The sequence below is a fragment of the Curtobacterium sp. Csp2 genome (assembly GCF_013347165.1).
Genome location: NZ_CP054593.1, coordinates 1,540,841 through 1,560,256, shown reverse-complemented (window position 1 = coordinate 1,560,256; position 19,416 = coordinate 1,540,841). Strand labels below are relative to the sequence as shown.

Below are 19,416 nucleotides of genomic sequence, written 5' to 3'. Positions count from 1 at the left end.
GGCCGCTGCGACCGCCGGCGTCACTTGACGGTGACGGCCTGGCAGCCGAGGAGGACGTTCTTCCCGGCCCCGACATTTATCGCATAGGAGCAGACCGTGTGCGAACCGGCACGCGCAGCGAAGGACTGGTTGATGCCGTGCAGCGGACCGGCCGCCGGGTACGCCCGCCCGACGTCCGACCGACTCGCGTTGGCGGGACCGGAGGCCACGCCCACGCCGTCCAGGTACGTGTCGACGCGCAGGGCCGTCTGCTGCTGGTCGGGGTCGATGGTCCATCCGTTGACCTGCACCCGGCCCGGTGTCGTCGACGCCGCGTCCATCCCCCCGAAGGGCGACGAGCTCGAGGCGATCGTGAACGTGGCACAGCCGAGTGCCTTGTCGCTGCCCCCGGCGACGTTCACGGCCGTCGCGCAGATCGTGTGGGCACCCGGACGCAGGTCGTAGCTGACGTTGATGCCGTGGTTCGGGCCGGCGGTCGGGTACCGGCGGCCGACGTCGGCGCGCGGCGTGTTCGCGGTCGTGGTGCCGACCTGGACGCCGTCGATCGCGATGCGGACCTGCAGCGGGTTCTTGGTGTCCGGGTCGATCGTCCACCCGTTCACCGTCGCGGTCGACCCGTTGGTCTTGACGTCCATCCCGCCGAACGGCGAGGTGTCGCCCACGGTCACGGTCTGGCAGCCGAGCGTCTTGGTGGTCCCGGGGCCGGCCGTGTTGAACGCGTAGGCGCAGACCTGGTGGCTGCCCCCGGTGGCCGGGAAGGTCGTGTCGATGCCGTGGCCGTCGCCGTAGTTCACGTAGCGACGACCGACGTCCGGACGCGAGGCGTTCGCGGTCGTGCGGCTGGCCATCACGTCGTCGACGTAGACGTCGACGACGACGGGCGCGGCGGTGTCGGGGTCGATCGTCCAGCCGTTCACCGTGACCTGCCCCGCGGTCTTCGACGAGGCGTCCATGCCGCCGATCGGGGTCCCGGTCATGACGTCGACGGTCTGGCACGCGCCGATCTGGGCGTTGGAGCCCGAGCCGATGTTCACGCCGACGGCGCAGATGGTGTGCGTCCCGCCACCGACGGTCAGGGTGCTGAGGATGCCGTGGTTGTTCCCGGCCCCCGGGTAGCGGCGACCGACGTCCGGACGCGAGGCGTTCGCCGGCAGGGTGCCGAGGAGCTGGCCGTCCGAGTACCACTGGATCTGCACGGCCTGGGTCTGCGCGTTCGGGTCGATGGCCCAGCCGCCGACCTGCACGTAGCCGGGGCCGAACTGCTTGGCATCGATGCCGCCGAAGGGGTTGTCGGCCGTCGAGACGCCGAACCAGTCGTTGTACAGCCGCCAGAAGTTGCGGTTGCCGTACGCCGAGCAGGAGTCACCCGTGCCGTAGAGGTTGTTCAGCGCCGCCTGGTTCGGCGTGTACGGCGTGTAGTAGTACAGCGCGGCGGTGGCCTTGTTCTGGATGTACACGCTCTTCGTACCGCAGGCCGCGTTCGGGTTGTACTGCACGTTCCGGTTGCCGCCGGGCGCGAACCACGTGAAGTAGTTGCTCGTGCCGGCCGGGTTGCCGTACCGCTTCCACTGCCACGACGCCCAGTAGACCTGGTTGCCGACGCCGGAGTAGGCGGGATCGCAACCACCGTTGGCGCTGTCCGGGCAGGCGTAGCCCATCGCGCGGGCGAGGATGCCGGCGGACGGGTTCCGCGCGGTGCCGCCGTTGACGAGCGCCTGCTCCTTCTGCAGCGTGACGATGATGACCTTGGGGTTGATGCCGCACGCGGCACCGACGCGGGTGATGATCTGCGCGGCCGTCAGCGAGGACCCGCCGGTCACGGCGTTGCACATGGCGTCGGCGCCGTGGCTGTTGAGCGAGTAGCGCCCGACGTTCAGGCAGGAGCTGCTCGAGCACGTGCCGATCTGCGCGTTGAGGAAGGTCTGGACCTGCGTCTCGTTCATCCCCCCGCCGTTGTAGAACTCGGAGTCCGGGATGATGTTGCCCGGGTCGAACTGCGAGCCGCTCAACGCGGACGCCCGGTCGTCCTCCGGCGCCCCCGCACCGGACAGCTGGACGCCGACGAGCACGCTCGAGACCGCGAGCACGCTCGCGAGCATGGCGATGACCTTCTTCACGACGGGGGCCTCCCTGTGGCGGCGACTCGGTGTCTGCCACGCGGTCGTCCCGACCGCGTGTGGCCGGGCCCTGATCCGGCGAGTCACGTCTGTCACATCAGGCTACCTGCACCACAGCGATCACACAGCCCCGGATTCGCGCCCCGAACGGGAGGCACGGTGCACGCCCGTCAGGTCGGCATCCGTGGCCGACCTGGTCGCCTGTGCATCTGTGCAGGCGACGGCTCATCCTGTCGGGTCGAGCAGCCGCTCGACGGCGCGACGCGCCGCCTCGCCCACCGCGTCGCCACGGCGGAGGCGACGCGCGTGCCGGAGGGCGGCAGGGGCCTCCAGGACGATCCCCCGCCACGCGGCAGGCGTGAGCTGCGCGCCGGACGGTCGGACCAGGTCCAGGACCAGCCGCACCAGCGTGCGCAGCACGACGCGGGTGACGAGCCGGCGGGAGCCGTTGCGGACGACGACGAGCAGACGGTTCCGCATGCTCTGGGTCCGCACGAGCGGACCGTCGCTGGCCGAGCTCGCCGCGTGCCGGTGCACGACGACGGCGTCGGGTGCGGAGCGGACGTCGTACCCGGCGAGGCGGAGTCGCCACGCGACGTCGAGGTCCTCGTAGACATGAACAGGCTCGTCGAAGCCGCCGACCTCGTCGAGGGGTCCGCGGCGCAGGAACACGGCCCCGCCGGAGAAGCCGAAGAGCGGTGCGTGCTCGGGCGCGTCGTCCACGGGCCGCAACCAGTCGCGGTCCCGCCCGTTGCCGGACCGGTCGAGCACGACCCCCGTGCCGTTCACCAGGGTCTCGCCCACCTCGGCTCGGTGCCAGCGGGCGCCGTCCCGGGCGACGAGGTCCGTGGCCGAGCGCGGCGCGTCGGCCGGCGTCCGGACGAAGCGGCCCTCGAGCACGGCGGTCGCGGCGACCGCCGCGACGGTCGGGCCACCGGCGGCGAGCACCGCGAGCCCGCGGTCGAGGAACCCGTGGTCGGCGACCGCGTCGTTGTTGAGGAGCACGACGGTCTCCCCCGACGCCGCCGCGATGCCGCGGGCGACCCCGCCGGCGAACCCGGCGTTGGTCCGTTCGGCGACGACCGTCACACCCGGCAGGTCGGCGCGGTACGCCGCGACTGTGTCGTCGTCGGCCTCGTTCACGACGAGGACCACCTCGACCGACGCGTCGACGCGCTGCGAGAGCACGGACCGGACGGCACGGCGGGTGAGTTCGGGCTGGTGCCAGTCGACGATGACCACGGAGACGTCCACGGGGCCAGTGTCCCAGGTCGCCGGAGGACCCGGACCACGTCCGGTACAGTGGTGCCGCCTTCCGGGGCAGTCCCACGAGCTCCCGGGCCGACCCCACCAGCCGACGTATGGAGATCCGTCCGTGTCCACATCAGCGCCTCGCGTGTCCGTCGTCGTCATCAACTTCCGCGGGACCGACGACACCCTCGAGTGCATCGCGCGCCTGACCGAGGTCGACTGGCCGGCGGACCGGCTCGAGATCGTCGTCGTCGAGAACGGCTCCGGGGACGACAGCGAGCAGCGCCTGCGCGCCGAGCTCGGCAGCCGGAAGAACGTGAAGATCGTGGTCTCCGCGGAGAACCTCGGCTTCACCGGCGGGAGCAACCTCGGCGCGCGCGAGGCGTCCGGCGACGTCGTGGCGTTCCTCAACAACGACGCGAAGCCCGACGTGAACTGGATCAAGGAGGGCATGGCGGGCTTCGCCCCGAGCCCCCGGGTCGCCGCGGTCGCGAGCAAGGTGCTCGACTGGGACGGCAAGGCGATCGACTTCGTCGAGTCCGGCCTGAGCTGGTTCGGCATGGGCTACAAGGCGCACGTCACCGAGATCGACGACGGCCGCTTCGACACCCCGCAGGACCTGCTGTTCGGCACCGGCTCCGCGCTGTTCGTCCGCCGCGAGGTGTTCCTCGAGGTCGGCGGCTTCGACGAGGGCCTGTTCATGTTCTACGACGACGTGGACCTGGGCTGGCGCCTCAACCTGCTCGGCTACCGCGTGCGGTTCGCCCCGCGCTCGGTCGTCTTCCACAAGCACCACGGCTCGATGAAGTCGTTCGGCGACCACCGCGAGATGTACCTGCTCGAGCGGAACGCCCTGCACCTGCTCTACAAGAACCTGTCCGACGAGAACCTCGGGACCTTCCTGCCCGCGGCCCTCGCGCTGCTCGCCCGTCGTGCCGTCGCGAAGAGCGGCCGCGACTCGGAGGAGTTCGACATCCGTCGCTTCACCGGTGCGCCGGACGAGTTCGACCCGACGACGCCGATGTCGAAGGAGGCCGTCGCCGGTCTCTACGCCCTCGACCAGTTCGTCGCGGACCTCCCCCGCCTCGGCGAGGAGCGCCGCCGGATCCAGTCGCAGCGCGTGCGCTCCGACAAGGAGGTCTTCCGCCTGTTCGGCGACGCCTTCAAGCCGCTGTTCGAGGACGGCTACTTCCTCGAGGGCTACCAGGCCATCATCGAGGCATTCGACGTCGAGCAGCCGATGCACCGCACGAAGGTCCTCATCATCACCGGCGACGCGCTCGGCGAGAAGATGGCCGGCCCGGGCATGCGCGCGTGGAAGATCGCCGAGGCACTCGCCCCGCACAACGACGTCCGCCTGGTGACCTGGAACGTCGCGAACCGCAAGTCCGACGCCTTCGAGGTCTCCCGCGTGCCGCTCCAGCACGAGCGCACGATGCGCGAGCACGAGGAGTGGGCAGACGTCATCTTCTTCCAGGGCTACGCGCTGCACCACTTCCAGACGCTGCAGAACTCGAACAAGACCATGGTCGTCGACCTGTACGACCCGATGCACCTCGAGCAGCTCGAGCAGGCGCGCGACAACGGCGACGTCGGCTGGCGCAACCAGGTCACCTCGACCACCGAGGTCATCAACCGCCAGCTCGAGCGCGGCGACTTCTTCCTCTGCGCCTCGGAGCGTCAGCGCCTGTTCTGGCTCGGACAGCTGGCCGCCGTCGGTCGTGTCAACCCGGACAACTACCTGGCCGACGACAACCTCGAGAAGCTCATCGCGATCGCGCCGTTCGGCATGGACTCGACGCCGCCGAAGCACGAGCGCAAGGCGATCCGCGGCGTGACCCCCGGCATCGGCGAGGACGACAAGGTCGTCATCTGGGGCGGTGGCATCTACAACTGGTTCGACACCCCGTCGCTCGTCCGTGCGGTGGCCAAGGTCGCCGAGACGCACGACGACATCCGCCTGTTCTTCCTCGGCGTCGCGCACCCGAACCCCGACGTGCCGGAGATGGCGATCGTCGCCGAGACCCGCCGCATCAGCGACCACCTGGGCCTGACGAACAAGCACGTCTTCTTCAACGAGCAGTGGGTGGCGCTGGACGACCGGCAGAACTACCTGCTCGAGGCCGACGCCGGCGTCAGCACGCACTTCGCGCACATCGAGACGACGTTCTCGTTCCGCACCCGCATCCTCGACTACATGTGGGCGAACCTGCCGATCGTCACGACCGACGGCGACAGCTTCGGCGACCTCGTCGCGGCCGAGGGCATGGGCGTCGCCGTGAAGGAGCGGGACGTCGACGGACTCGCTGCAGCGCTCGAGTCGATGCTGTACGACCCCGAAGCCGCCGCTGCCGCCCGCGCCGCCGTGAGCCGGGTCCGCGAGGACTTCACGTGGGAGCGTGCCCTCGCCCCCCTCGTCGAGTTCTGCAAGGACCCGCACGTCGCCGCGGACCGCGCGCACGAGGCCGCCGTCCCGGCCGGCTCCGTCGCGGCAGCGGGCCGCCCGCGCGTGCAGCTCAGCCCCGCACGGGCCCGTGAGCTGCAGTTCCACCAGATCGCGAACAGCCGCCACGGTCTCGTCCGCGACGCCCGGCTCGCGGCCTGGTACCTGCGGGAGAACGGTGTCTCCGGGCTGCGCGACAAGGTGCAGAACCGCACCCGCCTGATGCGCGAGAGCAAGAACGGGCGCTGACGCCCGGCGGCCGCCCCTGGTCGCCGATGTACAGTTGTCCGTCGCCCGCGTCGAACGTAAGGACCCCCTTTGAGCAACATCGTCACCGAGCGGTTCGAGCGCCTCCGGCAGGAGCAGATGGTCCCGGCCGGTCGCCCGGCCACCGCCGTCATCGGGTCGCTGCGCGAGATCCTCGCGCACCGGCAGCTCCTCGACCTGCTGATCCGTCGCGACCTCAAGTCGCGGTACAAGGACAGCGCGCTCGGCTTCGCGTGGACGCTCATCCGTCCGCTCGTGCAGCTGGCGATCTACTTCTTCGTCCTCGGTGAGATCCTCGGCGCGTCCCGGAACATCCCGGAGTTCGCGATCTACGTGTTCTCAGGCCTGACGCTCTACGGCCTGTTCAGCGAGATCGTCGCCGCGGGGACGGCGTCGATCGTGGGCAACGCGGGCCTGATCAAGAAGATCTACCTGCCGCGCGAGATCTACCCGCTCGCGAGCGTCGGAGCCGCGCTGTTCAACTTCGGCGTGCAGCTCGTCGTCCTGATCGCCGCCGCGATCCTGCAGAGCGGCTTCGCCTGGGTCCGCCTCGACCTGCTCTACTTCCTGCCGTCGGTCGCGGTCATCCTGATCTGGGCGACCGCCCTCGCCCTGCTGCTCGCGGCGCTGAACGTCTACCTGCGTGACATGCAGTACCTCGTCGAGGTCCTCGTGCTCCTGCTCATGTGGGCGTCACCGATCGTCTACAGCTGGCAGATGGTCGCCACCCGCGCGCCGGAGTGGCTGCTCTCGATCTACACGTCCAACCCGATCACCCTGGCCGTCCTCGGCATCCACCGCGCGTTCTGGACCGCCGGTGCCGACTCGGAGTACCCGTCGCACCTGCTGGTCCGGATGGCGGTCGCCGCCGTCGTCGGCCTGGTCGCGCTCCTCGTGTGCCAGCGCGTGTTCGCCAAGCTGCAGGGCAACTTCGCCCAGGAGATCTGATCCGATGAGCATCGACAACGAGATCGACCAGGAGACCCGCTCCCCCTTCGCCGACGCCCCCGACGTCGTGACCGTGCGGAACGTGTCGAAGCGGTTCACGATCCGCAAGGACAACTCGCTCAAGGAGCGCGTCGTCACGCTGGGCCGCGCCGGTCGTCGCCACAGCGAGGACTTCTGGGCGCTCAAGGACATCAGCCTCGACATCCCCGCCGGCACCACGATCGGGCTGCTCGGTCCGAACGGCTCCGGCAAGTCGACGCTGCTCAAGACGATCGGCGGCATCCTCGAGCCCACCAGCGGCTCGGTGGAGCGCCGCGGTCGCCTCGCCGCCCTCATCGAGCTCGGCGCGGGCTTCCACCCGGACCTGACCGGGCGCGAGAACGTCTACCTGAACGCTGCGATCCTCGGCCAGACGCAGGAGGAGACCGAGGCCCGGTTCGCCGACATCCTGCAGTTCTCCGGGATCGGCGACTTCATCGACACCCAGGTGAAATTCTACTCGTCGGGCATGTACGTCCGACTCGCGTTCGCGGTCGCGATCAACACCGACCCCGACGTGCTCCTCGTCGACGAGGTCCTGGCGGTCGGTGACGAGCAGTTCCAGAAGAAGTGCCTCGACAAGATCCGCGAGTTCCAGGAGCAGGGCCGCACGATCATCCTCGTGTCGCACTCGCTCGGCCAGGTCCAGGAACTCTGCGACTCCGCCGTCGTGCTGCACCACGGCGAGGTGAAGTTCCAGGGCTCCGCGCGTCTCGCGGTGAAGAACTTCCGCGAGATCCTCGAGGGCCGCCGCGTCGCCGAGGCCGAGGCCGCGCACCCGGAGGAGGACGCGAACCCCGCCAAGGTCGAGCGCGTCGAGCTCGAGATCCCCGGCCGCGCGCCCGGCGCCGAGCACCACCACGGCGACGACCTCGTCGTGCGTGCGACGTTCTCGCACAAGGACGTCCTGCCCGAGTGGCGCGCCGGGATCAAGATCGAGAACCACCTCGGTCACCCGGCGTTCGGCATCGACAGCCGCCAGACCCAGGTCCGGCACGACCCGCTCCGCGGCACGGCCACGGTCGAGTGGCGCCTCTCCGACCTGCGGCTCGGCGGTGGCCAGTACTTCGTGCACGTGTTCCTGGCGAAGCCGAACGGCGAGCACATCGTCATCGAGCGCGAGGCCGCCCGCTTCGTGGTCCAGGACGAGGACACCCAGTCCGGCATCGCCTGGACGAAGACCACCGAACGCCAGATCGGGGCCTGACGTTGCAGCACCTGCCGGTGCTGGTCGACGCGACGTCGATCCCGCCGAACCGCGGCGGGGTGGCGCGGTACATCTCCGGACTCCTCACCGGACTGCAGGAGGCCGGCAGCACGGTCGACGTCGTCGTCAAGGGCACCGACCTCGCGTGGCTCCGCGCCCTCGCACCCGAGCACCGCTACCACCAGGCGCCGGGCTGGACGGCGCGCCGCCCGGCCCGGCTGGTCTGGGAGCAGACCGGCCTGCCGGCGCTGCTCCGCCGGGTCGGGGCGACCACCCTGCACAGCCCGCACTACACGTTCCCGGTGATCCGTGCCTCCCGGACGGTCGTCACCCTGCACGACGCGACGTTCTTCAGCGACCCGGCCGCGCACGCGCGCACCAAGGTCGCGTTCTTCCGGGCCTGGACCCGACTCGCCCGCCGGTTCGCCCGCGCGACGGTCGCACCGAGCGCCGCGACCGTCGCCGAGCTCGACCGGCTCGCGGGGACCGTCCGGCGGCCGACCGCCGTCGCGCACCTCGGGGTCGACGCGGCCGTGTTCCACGCGCCCTCCCCCGCCGAGGTGACCGCGTTCCGCGACGCGCACGGACTCGGTGCCGGGGACGACTGGATCGCGTTCCTCGGCACGGTCGAGCCGCGCAAGCGGGTCCCCGAGCTCATCGCGGCCCACCGCGCGCTCGGCGACGCCGACGTGCCGCCGCTCCTCATCGCGGGCGGCCTCGGCTGGGACGACACCGCCGTGCGGGAACTCCGCACCGCGGGCGACCGCCCAGGCGCGGCGCTGCGGTACCTGGGCTACCTCCCGCTCGAGGAGCTCCGCGCGTTCCTCGGCGGCGCCCGCGTCGTCGTGTACCCGAGCACGGCCGAGGGCTTCGGGCTCCCGGTGCTCGAGGCGATGGCGTGCCGGGCAGACGTCCTCACCACCCGTCGGCTGGCGATCCCGGAGGTCGGCGGGGACGCGGTGACGTACACCGAGCCCGACGCCGGCCCGATCCGTGCGGACCTCGCCGCCCTGCTCGCCGACGACCCGGACGGCCCCGCCCGCACGGCCCGTCGTGACCGTGCCGCCGCCCGCGCCGCGGGCTTCACGTGGGCGGCTTGCGCCCGCGTGCACCTCGGCGTCTACGCGACCGGGGTGGCCGCATGAACGCCGACGCCACAGCCGGCAGTGGCGGGCTTGGGCGGGCCGCGATCGTCACCGTCTCGTACAACTCGCACGACGTCCTGCCGCCCTTCCTGGCGTCGACCCCGGCCGCGAGCAGCGCTCCCGTCGAGGTCGTCGTCGCGGACAACGACTCCACCGACGCGGACGGCCTGCGCGCCGTGACCGAGGCCGCCGGCGCGCGCTTCCTGGAGCTCGGCGAGAACCGCGGGTACGGCGCCGCCGTGAACCGCGCGGTCGCGACCCTCGAGCCGGACGTCCGCTGGTTGCTCGTGTCGAACCCGGACGTCGTCCTCGGCGCCGGCGCGCTGGACCGGTTGATCGCGACCGCCGCCGCGGACCCGACGATCGGCGCGGTGGGACCCAAGGTGCTCGAGCCGACGGGCGAGGTCTACCCCTCGGCCCGGCTCGTGCCGTCGCTCCGGACCGGCCTCGGCCACGCGCTCTTCGCGAACCTCTGGCCGGGCAACCCCTGGACCAAGCGCTACCGACAGGAGGGCGAGCAGGACCTGCGCCGTGACGCCGGGTGGCTCTCCGGGGCGTGCGTGCTCGTGCGCCGAGACGTCTTCGAGCGACTCGGCGGCTTCGACGAGGGCTACTTCATGTACTTCGAGGACGTCGACCTCGGCTGGCGCGTCGGCCACCTCGGGCTCCGCAACGTGTACGAGCCCGCCGCCACGGCCACCCACGTCGGCGGGACCGCCACGCAGGGGTCCTCGGAGCGCATGCGTCGGGCCCACCACGAGAGCGCCTACCGCTTCCTCGCGCGGAAGTACCGGGCCTGGTGGCTGTGGCCGCTGCGCCTGGCGCTCCGGGTCGCGCTGGCCCTGCGCGCCCACCTCACGCACACCCGCTGACGCGGTACAGTCGGCCGTCCTCCCGCACTCCTCCCCCGAACCGGAGTCCCCGCATGATCCTCGCCGTCACCCTGATGGTCCGCGACGAAGCGGACGTCCTCCCCGCATGGCTCGACCACCACGTCGCCCAGGGCTTCGACGTCTTCGTCATCACCGACAACGGGTCCGTCGACGGCACCGCGGAGCTCCTCGCCGCCTTCGCGGATCGGGACGACGTCACCGTCGACCTGCGCCACGACCCCGTGCACCGGAAGCAGCAGGGCACCGTCGTCACCGGCATGGCGCGGGACGCGTCGGCGGTCCACCACGCGGACTGGGTCGTCAACGCCGACGCCGACGAGTTCGTGCTCCCCGTGGACCGGTCGCTGACCGTCCGGCAGGTGTTCGAGCAGCTCGACCCGGCGATCGGAGCCTTCACCGTGCCGGTCGTCAACATGACCGGACCGATGGCCACCTCCGGTGCCGGCATCGACCGTCTGCACTGGCGGGACGAGCGGTCGCTCGACGAGCTGCACGCCGTGGGGCTCATCGCACCGCCGTCGACCAACGCCGTGCACGTCGGTGACCCGGACGTGGTCGTCGTGCAGGGCAACCACCAGGTCAGCGTCGCGAACGGTGCACCGGTGCCCCCGGCCCTGCGTCTCGAGGTCCTGCACCTGCCGTGGCGTTCCTGGGCACAGTACGAGCACCGGGTCGACGTCAGCGGCCGGGCCTACGAGGCGAACCCGGACCTCACCCCGAGTCCGCGCCACCACGGGATGCGCGACTACCGACGGCTGCAGGAGGGCGTCCTCGAGGCCACCTTCGCGCTCCGGTTCGTGACCGACGAAGACGCCACGGCGGGCCCGTACACGCGGGACGACGGCATCGCAGAGGTCCTGCGCCGCGCTGAGTCCCTCGCGGTCGACACCGCGGCGGACCCCCTCGTGCCGTTGGACGCCTTCCACCGCCTCCAGGCCCTCGGTCGCGCGATCGTCCGACGCGACGACCGCATCGAGGCGCTCGAGGACGCCGTCCGCTCGGGCGGGGCCACGGCGGACACGCTCCGCGCCACCGTGCAGTTCGAACGCGACCGGGCGGACCAGGCCGTCCGCGAGGTCGGTGCGCGGGACACCGAGCTCGCCGCGATGCACGCCCGCCGGGTGGTCCGGCTCGCGGACCGCGCCGGCGAGGTGGCACGCCGTCTGCGGCGGCGGTAGCGCCGACGGCACCGGCACCGGCACCGGCAGCGACACCAGCATCACCGGCGAGAGCCGGGGTGCTACGGCCTTCCGGCCACGCCCCGCTGCCGGCGCACGGCGTCGAGCAGGACGGCAGCCCGCGCCGCGAACGAGTGCTCGGCGCCGATCCGCGCGCCGCGTTCCGCTCGCTCGGCCGCCGAGGTCGACTCCCCCTGCTGCGCCGTCCGACGGAGCTCGTCCACCGAGCCGTACGTCCGCACCGCGCCGTGGAAGAGCTCCTCGACGCCCGGCACCGCGTCGGTGACGACAAGTGCACCCGAAGCCGCCGCGTCGAACAGCCGGTTCGAGACGAACCCGTCGCGGGCCATGTCGTCCCAGTGGTCGTTGAGCACCACCCGGGCGCTGCGGTAGAGCGCGGGCAGCGCGTCGTTCGGTACGAACACCCCGCGGTGCACGCCGTCCGGCAGCAGCCCCTCCCAGCCCTCGCCCCACACCGCCAGGTCGAGACCGGCGTCCACCGCGTCCCGCACCACGGGTCGGAACACCGCGCGGGTCTTGCCCACGAACGCGACGTCGAGTCCGGCGTGCTCGGGGTCGACCGGCCCCGGGTGGAAGCGTGCCGGGTCGGTCGCCTGCAGCAGCGGCGCGACGGCGAGGCCCGTGGTCGCGGCCGTGCGCTCGGCCCAGACCGGACCGGCGGCGAAGCGGAGGTCGTACCGGGCGAGCTCGGCCGGCGTGACGAGGTCCGGGTGCGAGATGACCCACAGGACGTTGGTCGCCGTCGGGTGTGCGGGGGTGTCGTCGAGCCCGCGCAGGGTCAGGGCGACGTCGTCGAGGTGCTCGGACGCGGGGCGGACGTGGGACTCGCGGTGGTCGACGACGACCTCCTGACCGAGCCCGCGGAGCGCCGCCGCGAGGTCGCGTGCGAAGAACGTGTCGCCCCAGTCGTCGCCCCGGGGTCCGGGGTGCGCGGCGATGCGGACGGACCAGCGCAGTCGTTCGCCCCGGTCGACGAGCGCGATCCGCTCCGGTCCGCGCTCCGCCCGCACGACGGGCTCGCGCAGGGCCACCGGCGCGCCGGCGACGTCGGCCGCCCCCGTGCCCGGGACGAGGCCGAGCCGGGACAGGGCGGTCGTCGCGGAGTCGTCCCGCCGGCCGCGCCACACCGCCAGGGCGTCCGCCGCGTCGCCGTCGTAGCGCCGCTCCCGGAGCGCACCAGTGCGGTACACCCGACCCAGCGGCACCACGACGCAGTCGCCACCGGCGCCGTCCGCGGTGTCGCGCGTCAGCCGCGCGACGGCGGTCCGTGTGTCGACGGTCGGCACGGGCGCCGCCAGGTCCGCGGTGCGGACCGCGAAGCACGGCTCGTCGGCCGCGAACACCGTGACTCCGGCGAGCACCTCGGCGTCCTCCGCCGGGTGACCGCGCAGCAGCGCCGCGACGGGAGCCGTCCCGCGGACGAGCACCGCGCCCGCGCTCGCGACCACGTCGTCGGCGGTCCGGACGACGGCCACGGCGACCCGTGCCTCCCGGCCGTCGTCGGTGGGGGTCCCGACGGCCGCCACCAACCGCTGCCAGCCGTCCGCCGGCAGCGCGATCGACGCGTCCTGCACCACCGTGACGGCGCTCGTCAGGAGCGGCCGGGCGGCCGCGACCGCACCGCCCCACGTCGCCGCGACCGTCGCGCGGGCTACCAGGTGGTCCGGACCGGCCTCGACCGGCGGGTAGGTGCTCGTCGGGCCGGCGTGCACGTCGTGGACGCTGACGACGACCGTGCGCGCGCCGGCTGCGGCCGCACCGTCGACGGCCGGCCGGTGCGCGCCGGAGCGGAACGCGGACTCGGCGACGGTGACGACGACGTCGAAGCCGTCGGCGGTCGGTGCCGGCGCGGCGGTCGGGTCCGGGAACGTCGTGTCGACCGGGAGGCGCGGGGCGGCTCCGGCGTCCGGGTGCGGCCCGCTCGTGGTCGCGTCGGGAGCCGTGGTCCGGTCAGGCGCCGAGCTGCCGCCGCCGGGTCGCTGCGACGCTCCGGGCCGGCCGAACAGCCGGCCGAGCCCGGTGCGCGGCATCAGTCCTGCAGGAGGTTCTGCAGGTACACCCCGTAGCCGCCCTTGACGAGCGGCGCGGCGAGGTCGGCGAGCTGCGCGTCGTCGATCCAGCCGTTGCGCCAGGCGATCTCCTCGATGCAGCCGATCTTGAAGCCCTGACGGTCCTCGATCACCTTGACGTACTCGGAGGCCTGCATCATCGACTCGAACGTGCCGGTGTCGAGCCAGGCGGTGCCGCGGTCGAGGACCTGCACACCGAGCTTGCCGGCGTCGAGGTAGCGCTCGTTGACCGTCGAGATCTCGAGCTCGCCACGGGCGCTCGGCTCGATGGTCTTCGCGATCTCGATGACCGAGTTGTCGTAGAAGTACAGGCCGGGGACGGCGTAGTTCGACTTCGGGTGCTCGGGCTTCTCCTCGATGGAGACCGCCGTGAAGGAGTCGTCGAACTCGACCACGCCGTACGCCTTCGGGTCGGCGACGTGGTACGCGAAGATCGTCGCGCCGTCGACCTCGGTGTTCTTCCGGAGGTTCGTGCCGAGACCCGTGCCGTGGAAGATGTTGTCGCCGAGGACGAGCGCGACGCTGTCGTCGCCGATGAACTCCTCGCCGATGACGAACGCCTGCGCCAGGCCGTCCGGGCTCGGCTGCACGGCGTACTGGATGTCCATGCCGAGGGACGACCCGTCGCCGAGCAGGGCGCGGAACTGGTCGTTGTACTCCGGGGTCGTGATGACGAGGACCTCGCGGATGCCCGCCATCATCAGGGTCGACAGCGGGTAGTAGACCATCGGCTTGTCGTAGATCGGCATGAGCTGCTTGCTGATGCCCTTGGTGATCGGCCAGAGGCGCGTGCCGGAACCGCCGGCCAGGATGATGCCCTTCATCGAGCTCCCCTTACTTCTTCGTCCGGAGGGACTCGGTGTAGGCCACCGCTTCCTCGTAGGTCGGCAGCAGTCCCTGCTCGGCGGCCTGCTCGAGCGTCGGCGCGGTGGTGTCCTTCTCGGACAGGACCGGCTCGCCGATGCCGTCGGGCAGCTCGAGGCCGACCGTCGGGTCGAGGATGGTGATCCCCTTCTCGCGCTGCGGGTCGTAGTGCGCGCTGACCAGGTAGTTGACGGTCGAGCGGTCCTCGAGCGCGACGATCGCGTGGCCGAGGCCCTCGGACAGGTAGACGGCCTTGCGGTCGACGTCGTCGATCCGGACGGCGTCCCACTGCCCGAACGTCGGGGAACCGACGCGGATGTCGACGATGTAGTCGATGAACGCGCCGCGGACGGCCGTGACGTACTTCGCCTGACTCGGGGCGACGAGGGCGTAGTGGATGCCCCGCGCGACACCCGCGGACGAGATGGACATGTTCACCTGGCGGAGGTCCAGCGGGTGACCGACGGTCTCCTCGAGGACGTCGGCACGGTACGACTCGAGGAACGCTCCTCGTGCGTCGCCGTGCTGGACGGGCGTGAACTCCCACGCGCCGGGGATCTTCAGTTCGCGGATCTGCACCCGGACACCCTAGCAACCCCCGTGTCCACGGGGATGTCGACCACGGTGGACGCACCGTCCGTCCCGCGTCGGTGTGCCGCGAGCACCGCGACGACCACCAGTCCCACCGACCCGACGACCACCGCGGTGAGCCACGGAGCGAACCCGTGCGGCGCCTGCCACCCGTCGCCGCGCCACATCACGTCCCACGGCCCGCCGACGCCCACGCTGTAGCGGTGGTACGCCATCACGAACACCGTCACCTGGCCGACACCCGCCGCGGTCCAGAGCACCGCGGTGAGCGGCACCGGCGAGACCGTCCGGAACGTCGTGCGACCGCTCATCGCGACCGCGACGAGGACGAGTGCGAGGAGGACCGGGAGGCCGTAGCGTCCCTGCCAGATGTACCCGTACTCGTGAGCGGACCCGGCCTGCACGACCGCGGGCAGGCAGAGCACGCCTGCGGAGAGCAGCAGCACCGGGAGCCAGGCACGCCGGATCCGCGCGAGCCCGAGCACGACCGCGGCGCCGATGCCGGCGGTCCACCCGGTGTAGACCGGCTCCGGGAGCTGGACGTCCTGCCACCCCAGCACGCCGATCATGCCGCGCCCGTAGGCCCCGAGCGACCAGAACGAGTGCCAGACCGCCTCGCGCCGGCCGGGGCGCGCGGGATCGGACGAGGGGATGTACCCGCCGGGGAGCGCGACCGCGACGGTCCAGACGAGCGCCGGCAGGACCAGGACCGCCGCGACGGCTGCCGCGCCCCACACCCGACGGTCGGTGACGACGGCACGCAGTCGCGTGATCGGCACCGTGCAGCACAGCGCTGCGAGCACGAGCACGACGAACAGCGGCGAGGTCGTCCTGGCGCTGGCGGTGAGCACGACGGCGACCGCGAGCAGCACCGTCTCGCTGCGCGCCGGCCGGTCACGTCCGTGCAGCACCGACCACCCGAGGGCCGTCACGGCGGCGGTGCCGCTCACCTCCAGCCCGCTCGCGTTGACGACCGCGCCGAGGTACAGCACCATCGGGGTCGTCGCGACGGCGGCGCCGGTGGCGAGGAGCCGGGACCGCGTCGACCGCGCGGCGACCCAGAACACGATCGCGAGCAGGAAGGTGCCGAGCACCGCTGACAGGAACCGCATCGCGAGGTACGAGTGCTCCCCGTGCAGGACGAGCGACGGCCACCCGACCAGGGCGTAGTAGAGCGGGTCGTAGGAGCCGACGCCGGAGGTGACGGTCGTGGTGGCGGTCGAGGACCCGTCCGGGGACGGCGCACAGGCCGCCCACCGGTCGGGTTGACCGGCGAAGCAGGTCATCCCTCCACCGACCGCGCCGACGTCGGCGGGGACCCGGAACGTCGTGACTCCGGGCCGGTCCGTCGGCGCACCCCAGAGCTGTCCGCGGACCACACCGACGGCCTTCGCGACGTGGCCGCTCTCGTCGGGCCCGGAGGACAGCGGGCTCGCCACCACCCATCCGACCGACACGAGCAGCAGCGCCGCCCAGGCCCCGAGGAACACGAGTGTCGAGCGCGTGGTCAGGGTCCGTCGCAGCCCGGCGGGCACGCGGCCGAGCACCGACCTCACCGACCTCATCGACGTCACCCGAAGAACGGCGTGACGGACTGGTAGAAGTGCAGGTCGATCGTCACGATCGCCGCGACCAGCGACACCGCCGCGGCAGCGAAGACGAAGGGCCGGACGCCGCGGGTGGACACCAGACGTCCGCCCACGAAGAGCAGGAGCAGGGCCGGGACGACCGGCAGGAAGTAGCGGCCCTGCAGCCCCTGCAACCACTGACCCCGGTCCTGCGTGTAGTAGACGTAGAGCGCCAGGCAGACCCCGGCGACCACGATCGCGATCGCGGCGACGACGACGATTCGCCAGAGCACGCCCGACCGGAGCCGGACGACCGCCGGGACCTCGTGTCGCTCGACCACGAGCACGGCGAGCACGAGCGCCACGACGAGCAGCACGACGAACGCCATCGGCAGCGGGGCCCGCAGCCACGAGAAGGAACCGAAGACGCCGCGCCAGATCTCGCCCTTCTGCGTCGTGAGTCCGGTCGGGTAGTCCAGGACGATCGACCGGAACACCGCCTTGACGAACACCAGGGGGTGCTCGAGCAGGAAGGCGCGCTGCTGGTCGGGGTGGTTCAGCGGGTTGACGCCCTGGGTGACCCACGAGGTCGCGCGGAGCCACCCGAGCGTGACGACGGCCGCGACGGCGATCGACGCCCCGGTCGCGACGATGTGCCAGAGCCGCCGCGCCGCGGGGTTGAGCACCGGGATCGCCGCGGCGAGGACCGCGATCGGCGCGTAGGTCGGCTTCACGAGGGCGATGGCGACGAACAGGACGCCGAGGCCCACCCATCGCCACCAGGTCGGCGCCGCGGGACGCAGTGCCCAGCGAAGGACCAGCGCGGTGGCCAGGAAGCAGAGCGCGATGGTCACGCCGTCCGCACTGAACGACGCGGCCTGCCCGACCACCGAGGGCAGGAGCGCGACGGCGAAGAACGCCAGCCGTCCGACGGGTGTCAGCCGGATCGCGGCGAACAGGATGCCGGCCACCGCGAGCAGCCCGAACGCCCGACCGAGTTCGAGCTGGGCGAGGACGCCGAGGTCGAGGGCCTCCCCGACCCGGATCGCCAGGGCCTGCGGGACGTAGGCGACGGGTGGGTACTGCACGGTGTTCGTGAAGGTCTGCCAGGCGGTGGACCCGTCCTCGTGGATCGACCCGAGCGCGGACCAGTCGAGGTCCCGGAACGAGGTGTCGTCCTCGAAGCCGCGGGTGAAGTGCGCGTCCGCGAAGAGCTTCGGCCACGCGGTCGGGATGTACCCGCCGGGGTCGCCGTCGTGGATTCCCGCGATGCCCTCGGCCTCCTGCGCGACGAGCCCGCCGTGCGCGACCTGGTAGGCGCGGTAGACGTGGGCCGGCTCGTCCGGGTTGAGCCCCGGGGGTGTGACGGCGATGAACGCCGCTCCGCCGAGCACGAAGAGCAGCAGGAACGCGACGTACTGCCAGAGCGCGCCTCGACCCGCCGAGCCGGAGGCCCGCGCCGTCCGTCCGCCCTCCCGCCGGCCGGACTCGTCCACAGCGGTCGCACCGTGCGACGCCGTGCCCGCGGGAGCCGAGGTCGCGGTCGCGGTACCCGGCGTCGTGTCCGCTGCTTCGGTGACGGCCGTCGGGGTGGGGGCGGTGTCGGACACGGATCTCCTCGCTGGACGCTGCTCGGCTACCCGAGACGGCCGGGCAACCCCGACGACGATACCGCCTCGGCCGGTCAGATCCCGAGCGCTGCTCGCCACTCCGGTTCGGCGCCCGGGACCACGGCTCGTGCGGCCGTCACGTGCGCCCGCGCGCGGTCGACCCGTTGCGCTCCCTCGCGGAAGGCGGTGCGGAGCGCCCCGCGCCAGGCGTCGACGTCGTCGCCGGCGAGGAGACCGCCGTGCGCGTCAACCCCCGCGTAGGACGGCCGGTCCGACCCGACGAAGGGCAGCCCGAGCATCGTGTACTCGAGGAACTTGAGGTCGCTCTTCGCGTCGTTGAAGCGGTTGTCGGTGAGCGGGGCGACACCGGCGGACCACCGGCGCGTGTTCGCGCGGAGGAAGGCGACGAAGTCCGGGTAGTGGGTGGCTCCCGCCGGGACCTCGAGACGGTCGTACCAGGCGTGGTCGTCCGCGGTCACGCCGACCACCTCGAGCCGCACGGGCCGGTCGTCGTCGTCGACGAACCCGTCGAAGACGGGCCGCAGCAGGTCGAGGTCACCGCCGTGCGTCGCGGTGCCCATGTAGAGGACGCGACGCGGCCCGTCGGCGTCCGGCTGCACGGGGTCGACCGACCACAGCCCCGGCTGCACGGCGTTCCGCACGACCACCGACCGGACGCCCTCCGCGGCCAGCACCTCTCGGAGGACGTCCGTCGACACGACGACAGCGTCGGCGGACCGGACCAGGCGGTCGACGGCGGCGAGACGCTGCGGGTCGTACTCCGCCTGCGCGAGCCGGTCACGCGCCTCCCGGCTGAAGAAGTCGTCGTCGACCTCCGCGACGATCCGCGTGCCCTCGGCCCGGGCGCGCGCCAGCGCGGCGTCGAGCGACGTGAGCGGGAAGGCGTCCCGCTGCACGAGGATCGCGTCCAGGTGTGCGGTGTCGGTGCCGTCCGCCCACCGGACCGGGTCGACCTGCGCGACGCGCGCGGCGCCGGACGCGGCGAGCGCAGACATCCGGCCGGTCACGCGGATGTGCGCGGAGGCCGGGTGGACACCCCCGGCACCGTGCACGACGAAGCCGACGAGGGGCGGCCCGACGGGCGAGGGACGGGCGGGCATCGGCGCGGGACGAGCGCCCCGACCGATCAGGCGGGCGACGCGGGAACGCAGGGACGACACCGCCGCATCCTCGCACGGCGTCCT

The 19,416-nt window shown here is 72.3% G+C and carries 14 protein-coding genes; 6 read left to right on the top strand and 8 right to left on the bottom strand.

Going from position 1 to position 19,416, the window contains the following annotated elements:
* Positions 1–20: 20 nt before the first annotated feature.
* Together HUN59_RS07750 and HUN59_RS19370 are read right to left on the bottom strand one after the other, a co-directional pair.
* Entirely contained in the window at positions 21–2,117 is a 2,097-nt protein-coding gene (locus tag HUN59_RS07750) for a hypothetical protein (RefSeq protein ID WP_174778025.1), read from the bottom strand.
* A gap of 225 nt (positions 2,118–2,342) precedes the next feature.
* On the bottom strand, positions 2,343–3,371 hold the full coding sequence (locus HUN59_RS19370) for a glycosyltransferase family 2 protein (protein ID WP_217483633.1): 1,029 nt from the start codon (positions 3,369–3,371) through the stop codon (positions 2,343–2,345).
* A 142-nt stretch (positions 3,372–3,513) separates the two neighbouring features.
* On the opposite strand from HUN59_RS19370, the gene HUN59_RS07740 reads away from it, so the two are divergent.
* From HUN59_RS07740 to HUN59_RS07715, 6 genes are all read left to right on the top strand, one after another.
* A complete protein-coding gene (locus tag HUN59_RS07740) occupies positions 3,514–6,060 on the top strand; it encodes a glycosyltransferase (RefSeq protein ID WP_217483632.1) in 2,547 nt (848 codons plus the stop codon).
* Positions 6,061–6,129: 69 nt separating this feature from the next.
* A complete protein-coding gene (locus HUN59_RS07735) occupies positions 6,130–7,026 on the top strand; it encodes an ABC transporter permease (RefSeq protein ID WP_241490127.1) in 897 nt (298 codons plus the stop codon).
* A 4-nt stretch (positions 7,027–7,030) separates the two neighbouring features.
* On the top strand, positions 7,031–8,272 hold the full coding sequence (locus HUN59_RS07730; RefSeq protein ID WP_174778023.1) for an ABC transporter ATP-binding protein: 1,242 nt from the start codon (positions 7,031–7,033) through the stop codon (positions 8,270–8,272).
* Between the two features lie 2 nt (positions 8,273–8,274).
* A complete protein-coding gene (locus HUN59_RS07725) occupies positions 8,275–9,417 on the top strand; it encodes a glycosyltransferase family 4 protein (protein ID WP_174778022.1) in 1,143 nt (380 codons plus the stop codon).
* Positions 9,414–10,289 (top strand): glycosyltransferase family 2 protein, encoded by an 876-nt coding sequence (locus HUN59_RS07720; protein WP_174778021.1) that lies wholly within the window; start codon positions 9,414–9,416, stop codon positions 10,287–10,289. Before HUN59_RS07725 ends, HUN59_RS07720 begins: the two co-directional genes overlap by 4 nt.
* A gap of 53 nt (positions 10,290–10,342) precedes the next feature.
* Positions 10,343–11,488: a glycosyltransferase family 2 protein gene (locus HUN59_RS07715; protein WP_174778020.1), complete on the top strand. Its 1,146-nt coding sequence runs from the start codon at positions 10,343–10,345 to the stop codon at positions 11,486–11,488.
* Positions 11,489–11,550: 62 nt separating this feature from the next.
* On the opposite strand, the gene HUN59_RS07710 is transcribed toward HUN59_RS07715, so the two are convergent.
* The 6 genes from HUN59_RS07710 to HUN59_RS07685 form a co-directional block, all read right to left on the bottom strand.
* The gene (locus tag HUN59_RS07710) at positions 11,551–13,539 is read right to left on the bottom strand and encodes a CgeB family protein (protein WP_174778019.1); all 1,989 of its coding nucleotides are present in this window, start codon (positions 13,537–13,539) and stop codon (positions 11,551–11,553) included.
* Positions 13,539–14,402 (bottom strand): glucose-1-phosphate thymidylyltransferase RfbA, encoded by an 864-nt coding sequence (gene rfbA, locus HUN59_RS07705; protein WP_058741225.1) that lies wholly within the window; start codon positions 14,400–14,402, stop codon positions 13,539–13,541. The genes HUN59_RS07710 and rfbA overlap by 1 nt, the downstream gene beginning before the upstream one ends.
* 10 nt (positions 14,403–14,412) lie before the next feature.
* Positions 14,413–15,021, bottom strand: coding sequence for a dTDP-4-dehydrorhamnose 3,5-epimerase family protein (locus tag HUN59_RS07700; protein WP_174778018.1), 609 nt, complete (start codon positions 15,019–15,021; stop codon positions 14,413–14,415).
* Positions 15,003–16,598 (bottom strand): DUF2142 domain-containing protein, encoded by a 1,596-nt coding sequence (locus tag HUN59_RS07695; RefSeq protein ID WP_174778017.1) that lies wholly within the window; start codon positions 16,596–16,598, stop codon positions 15,003–15,005. Before HUN59_RS07695 ends, HUN59_RS07700 begins: the two co-directional genes overlap by 19 nt.
* Before the next feature lie 5 nt (positions 16,599–16,603).
* Positions 16,604–18,211, bottom strand: coding sequence for a DUF2142 domain-containing protein (locus HUN59_RS07690; protein ID WP_174778016.1), 1,608 nt, complete (start codon positions 18,209–18,211; stop codon positions 16,604–16,606).
* Positions 18,212–18,285: 74 nt separating this feature from the next.
* Positions 18,286–19,392 carry a hypothetical protein gene (locus HUN59_RS07685; RefSeq protein WP_174778015.1) on the bottom strand — a complete coding sequence of 369 codons (1,107 nt, stop codon included), beginning with the start codon at positions 19,390–19,392 and terminating at the stop codon, positions 18,286–18,288.
* Positions 19,393–19,416: the final 24 nt, after the last annotated feature.

What these genes read in the sequence shown, in the direction of transcription:
- HUN59_RS07695 (WP_174778017.1), bottom strand. Translation starts at nt 16,598, where the DNA reads ATGAGGTCGGTGAGGTCGGTGCTCGGCCGCGTGCCCGCCGGGCTGCGA.
- HUN59_RS07720 (WP_174778021.1), top strand. Translation starts at nt 9,414, where the DNA reads ATGAACGCCGACGCCACAGCCGGCAGTGGCGGGCTTGGGCGGGCCGCG.
- HUN59_RS07730 (WP_174778023.1), top strand. Translation starts at nt 7,031, where the DNA reads ATGAGCATCGACAACGAGATCGACCAGGAGACCCGCTCCCCCTTCGCC.
- HUN59_RS07715 (WP_174778020.1), top strand. Translation starts at nt 10,343, where the DNA reads ATGATCCTCGCCGTCACCCTGATGGTCCGCGACGAAGCGGACGTCCTC.
- rfbA (WP_058741225.1), bottom strand. Translation starts at nt 14,402, where the DNA reads ATGAAGGGCATCATCCTGGCCGGCGGTTCCGGCACGCGCCTCTGGCCG.
- HUN59_RS07710 (WP_174778019.1), bottom strand. Translation starts at nt 13,539, where the DNA reads ATGCCGCGCACCGGGCTCGGCCGGCTGTTCGGCCGGCCCGGAGCGTCG.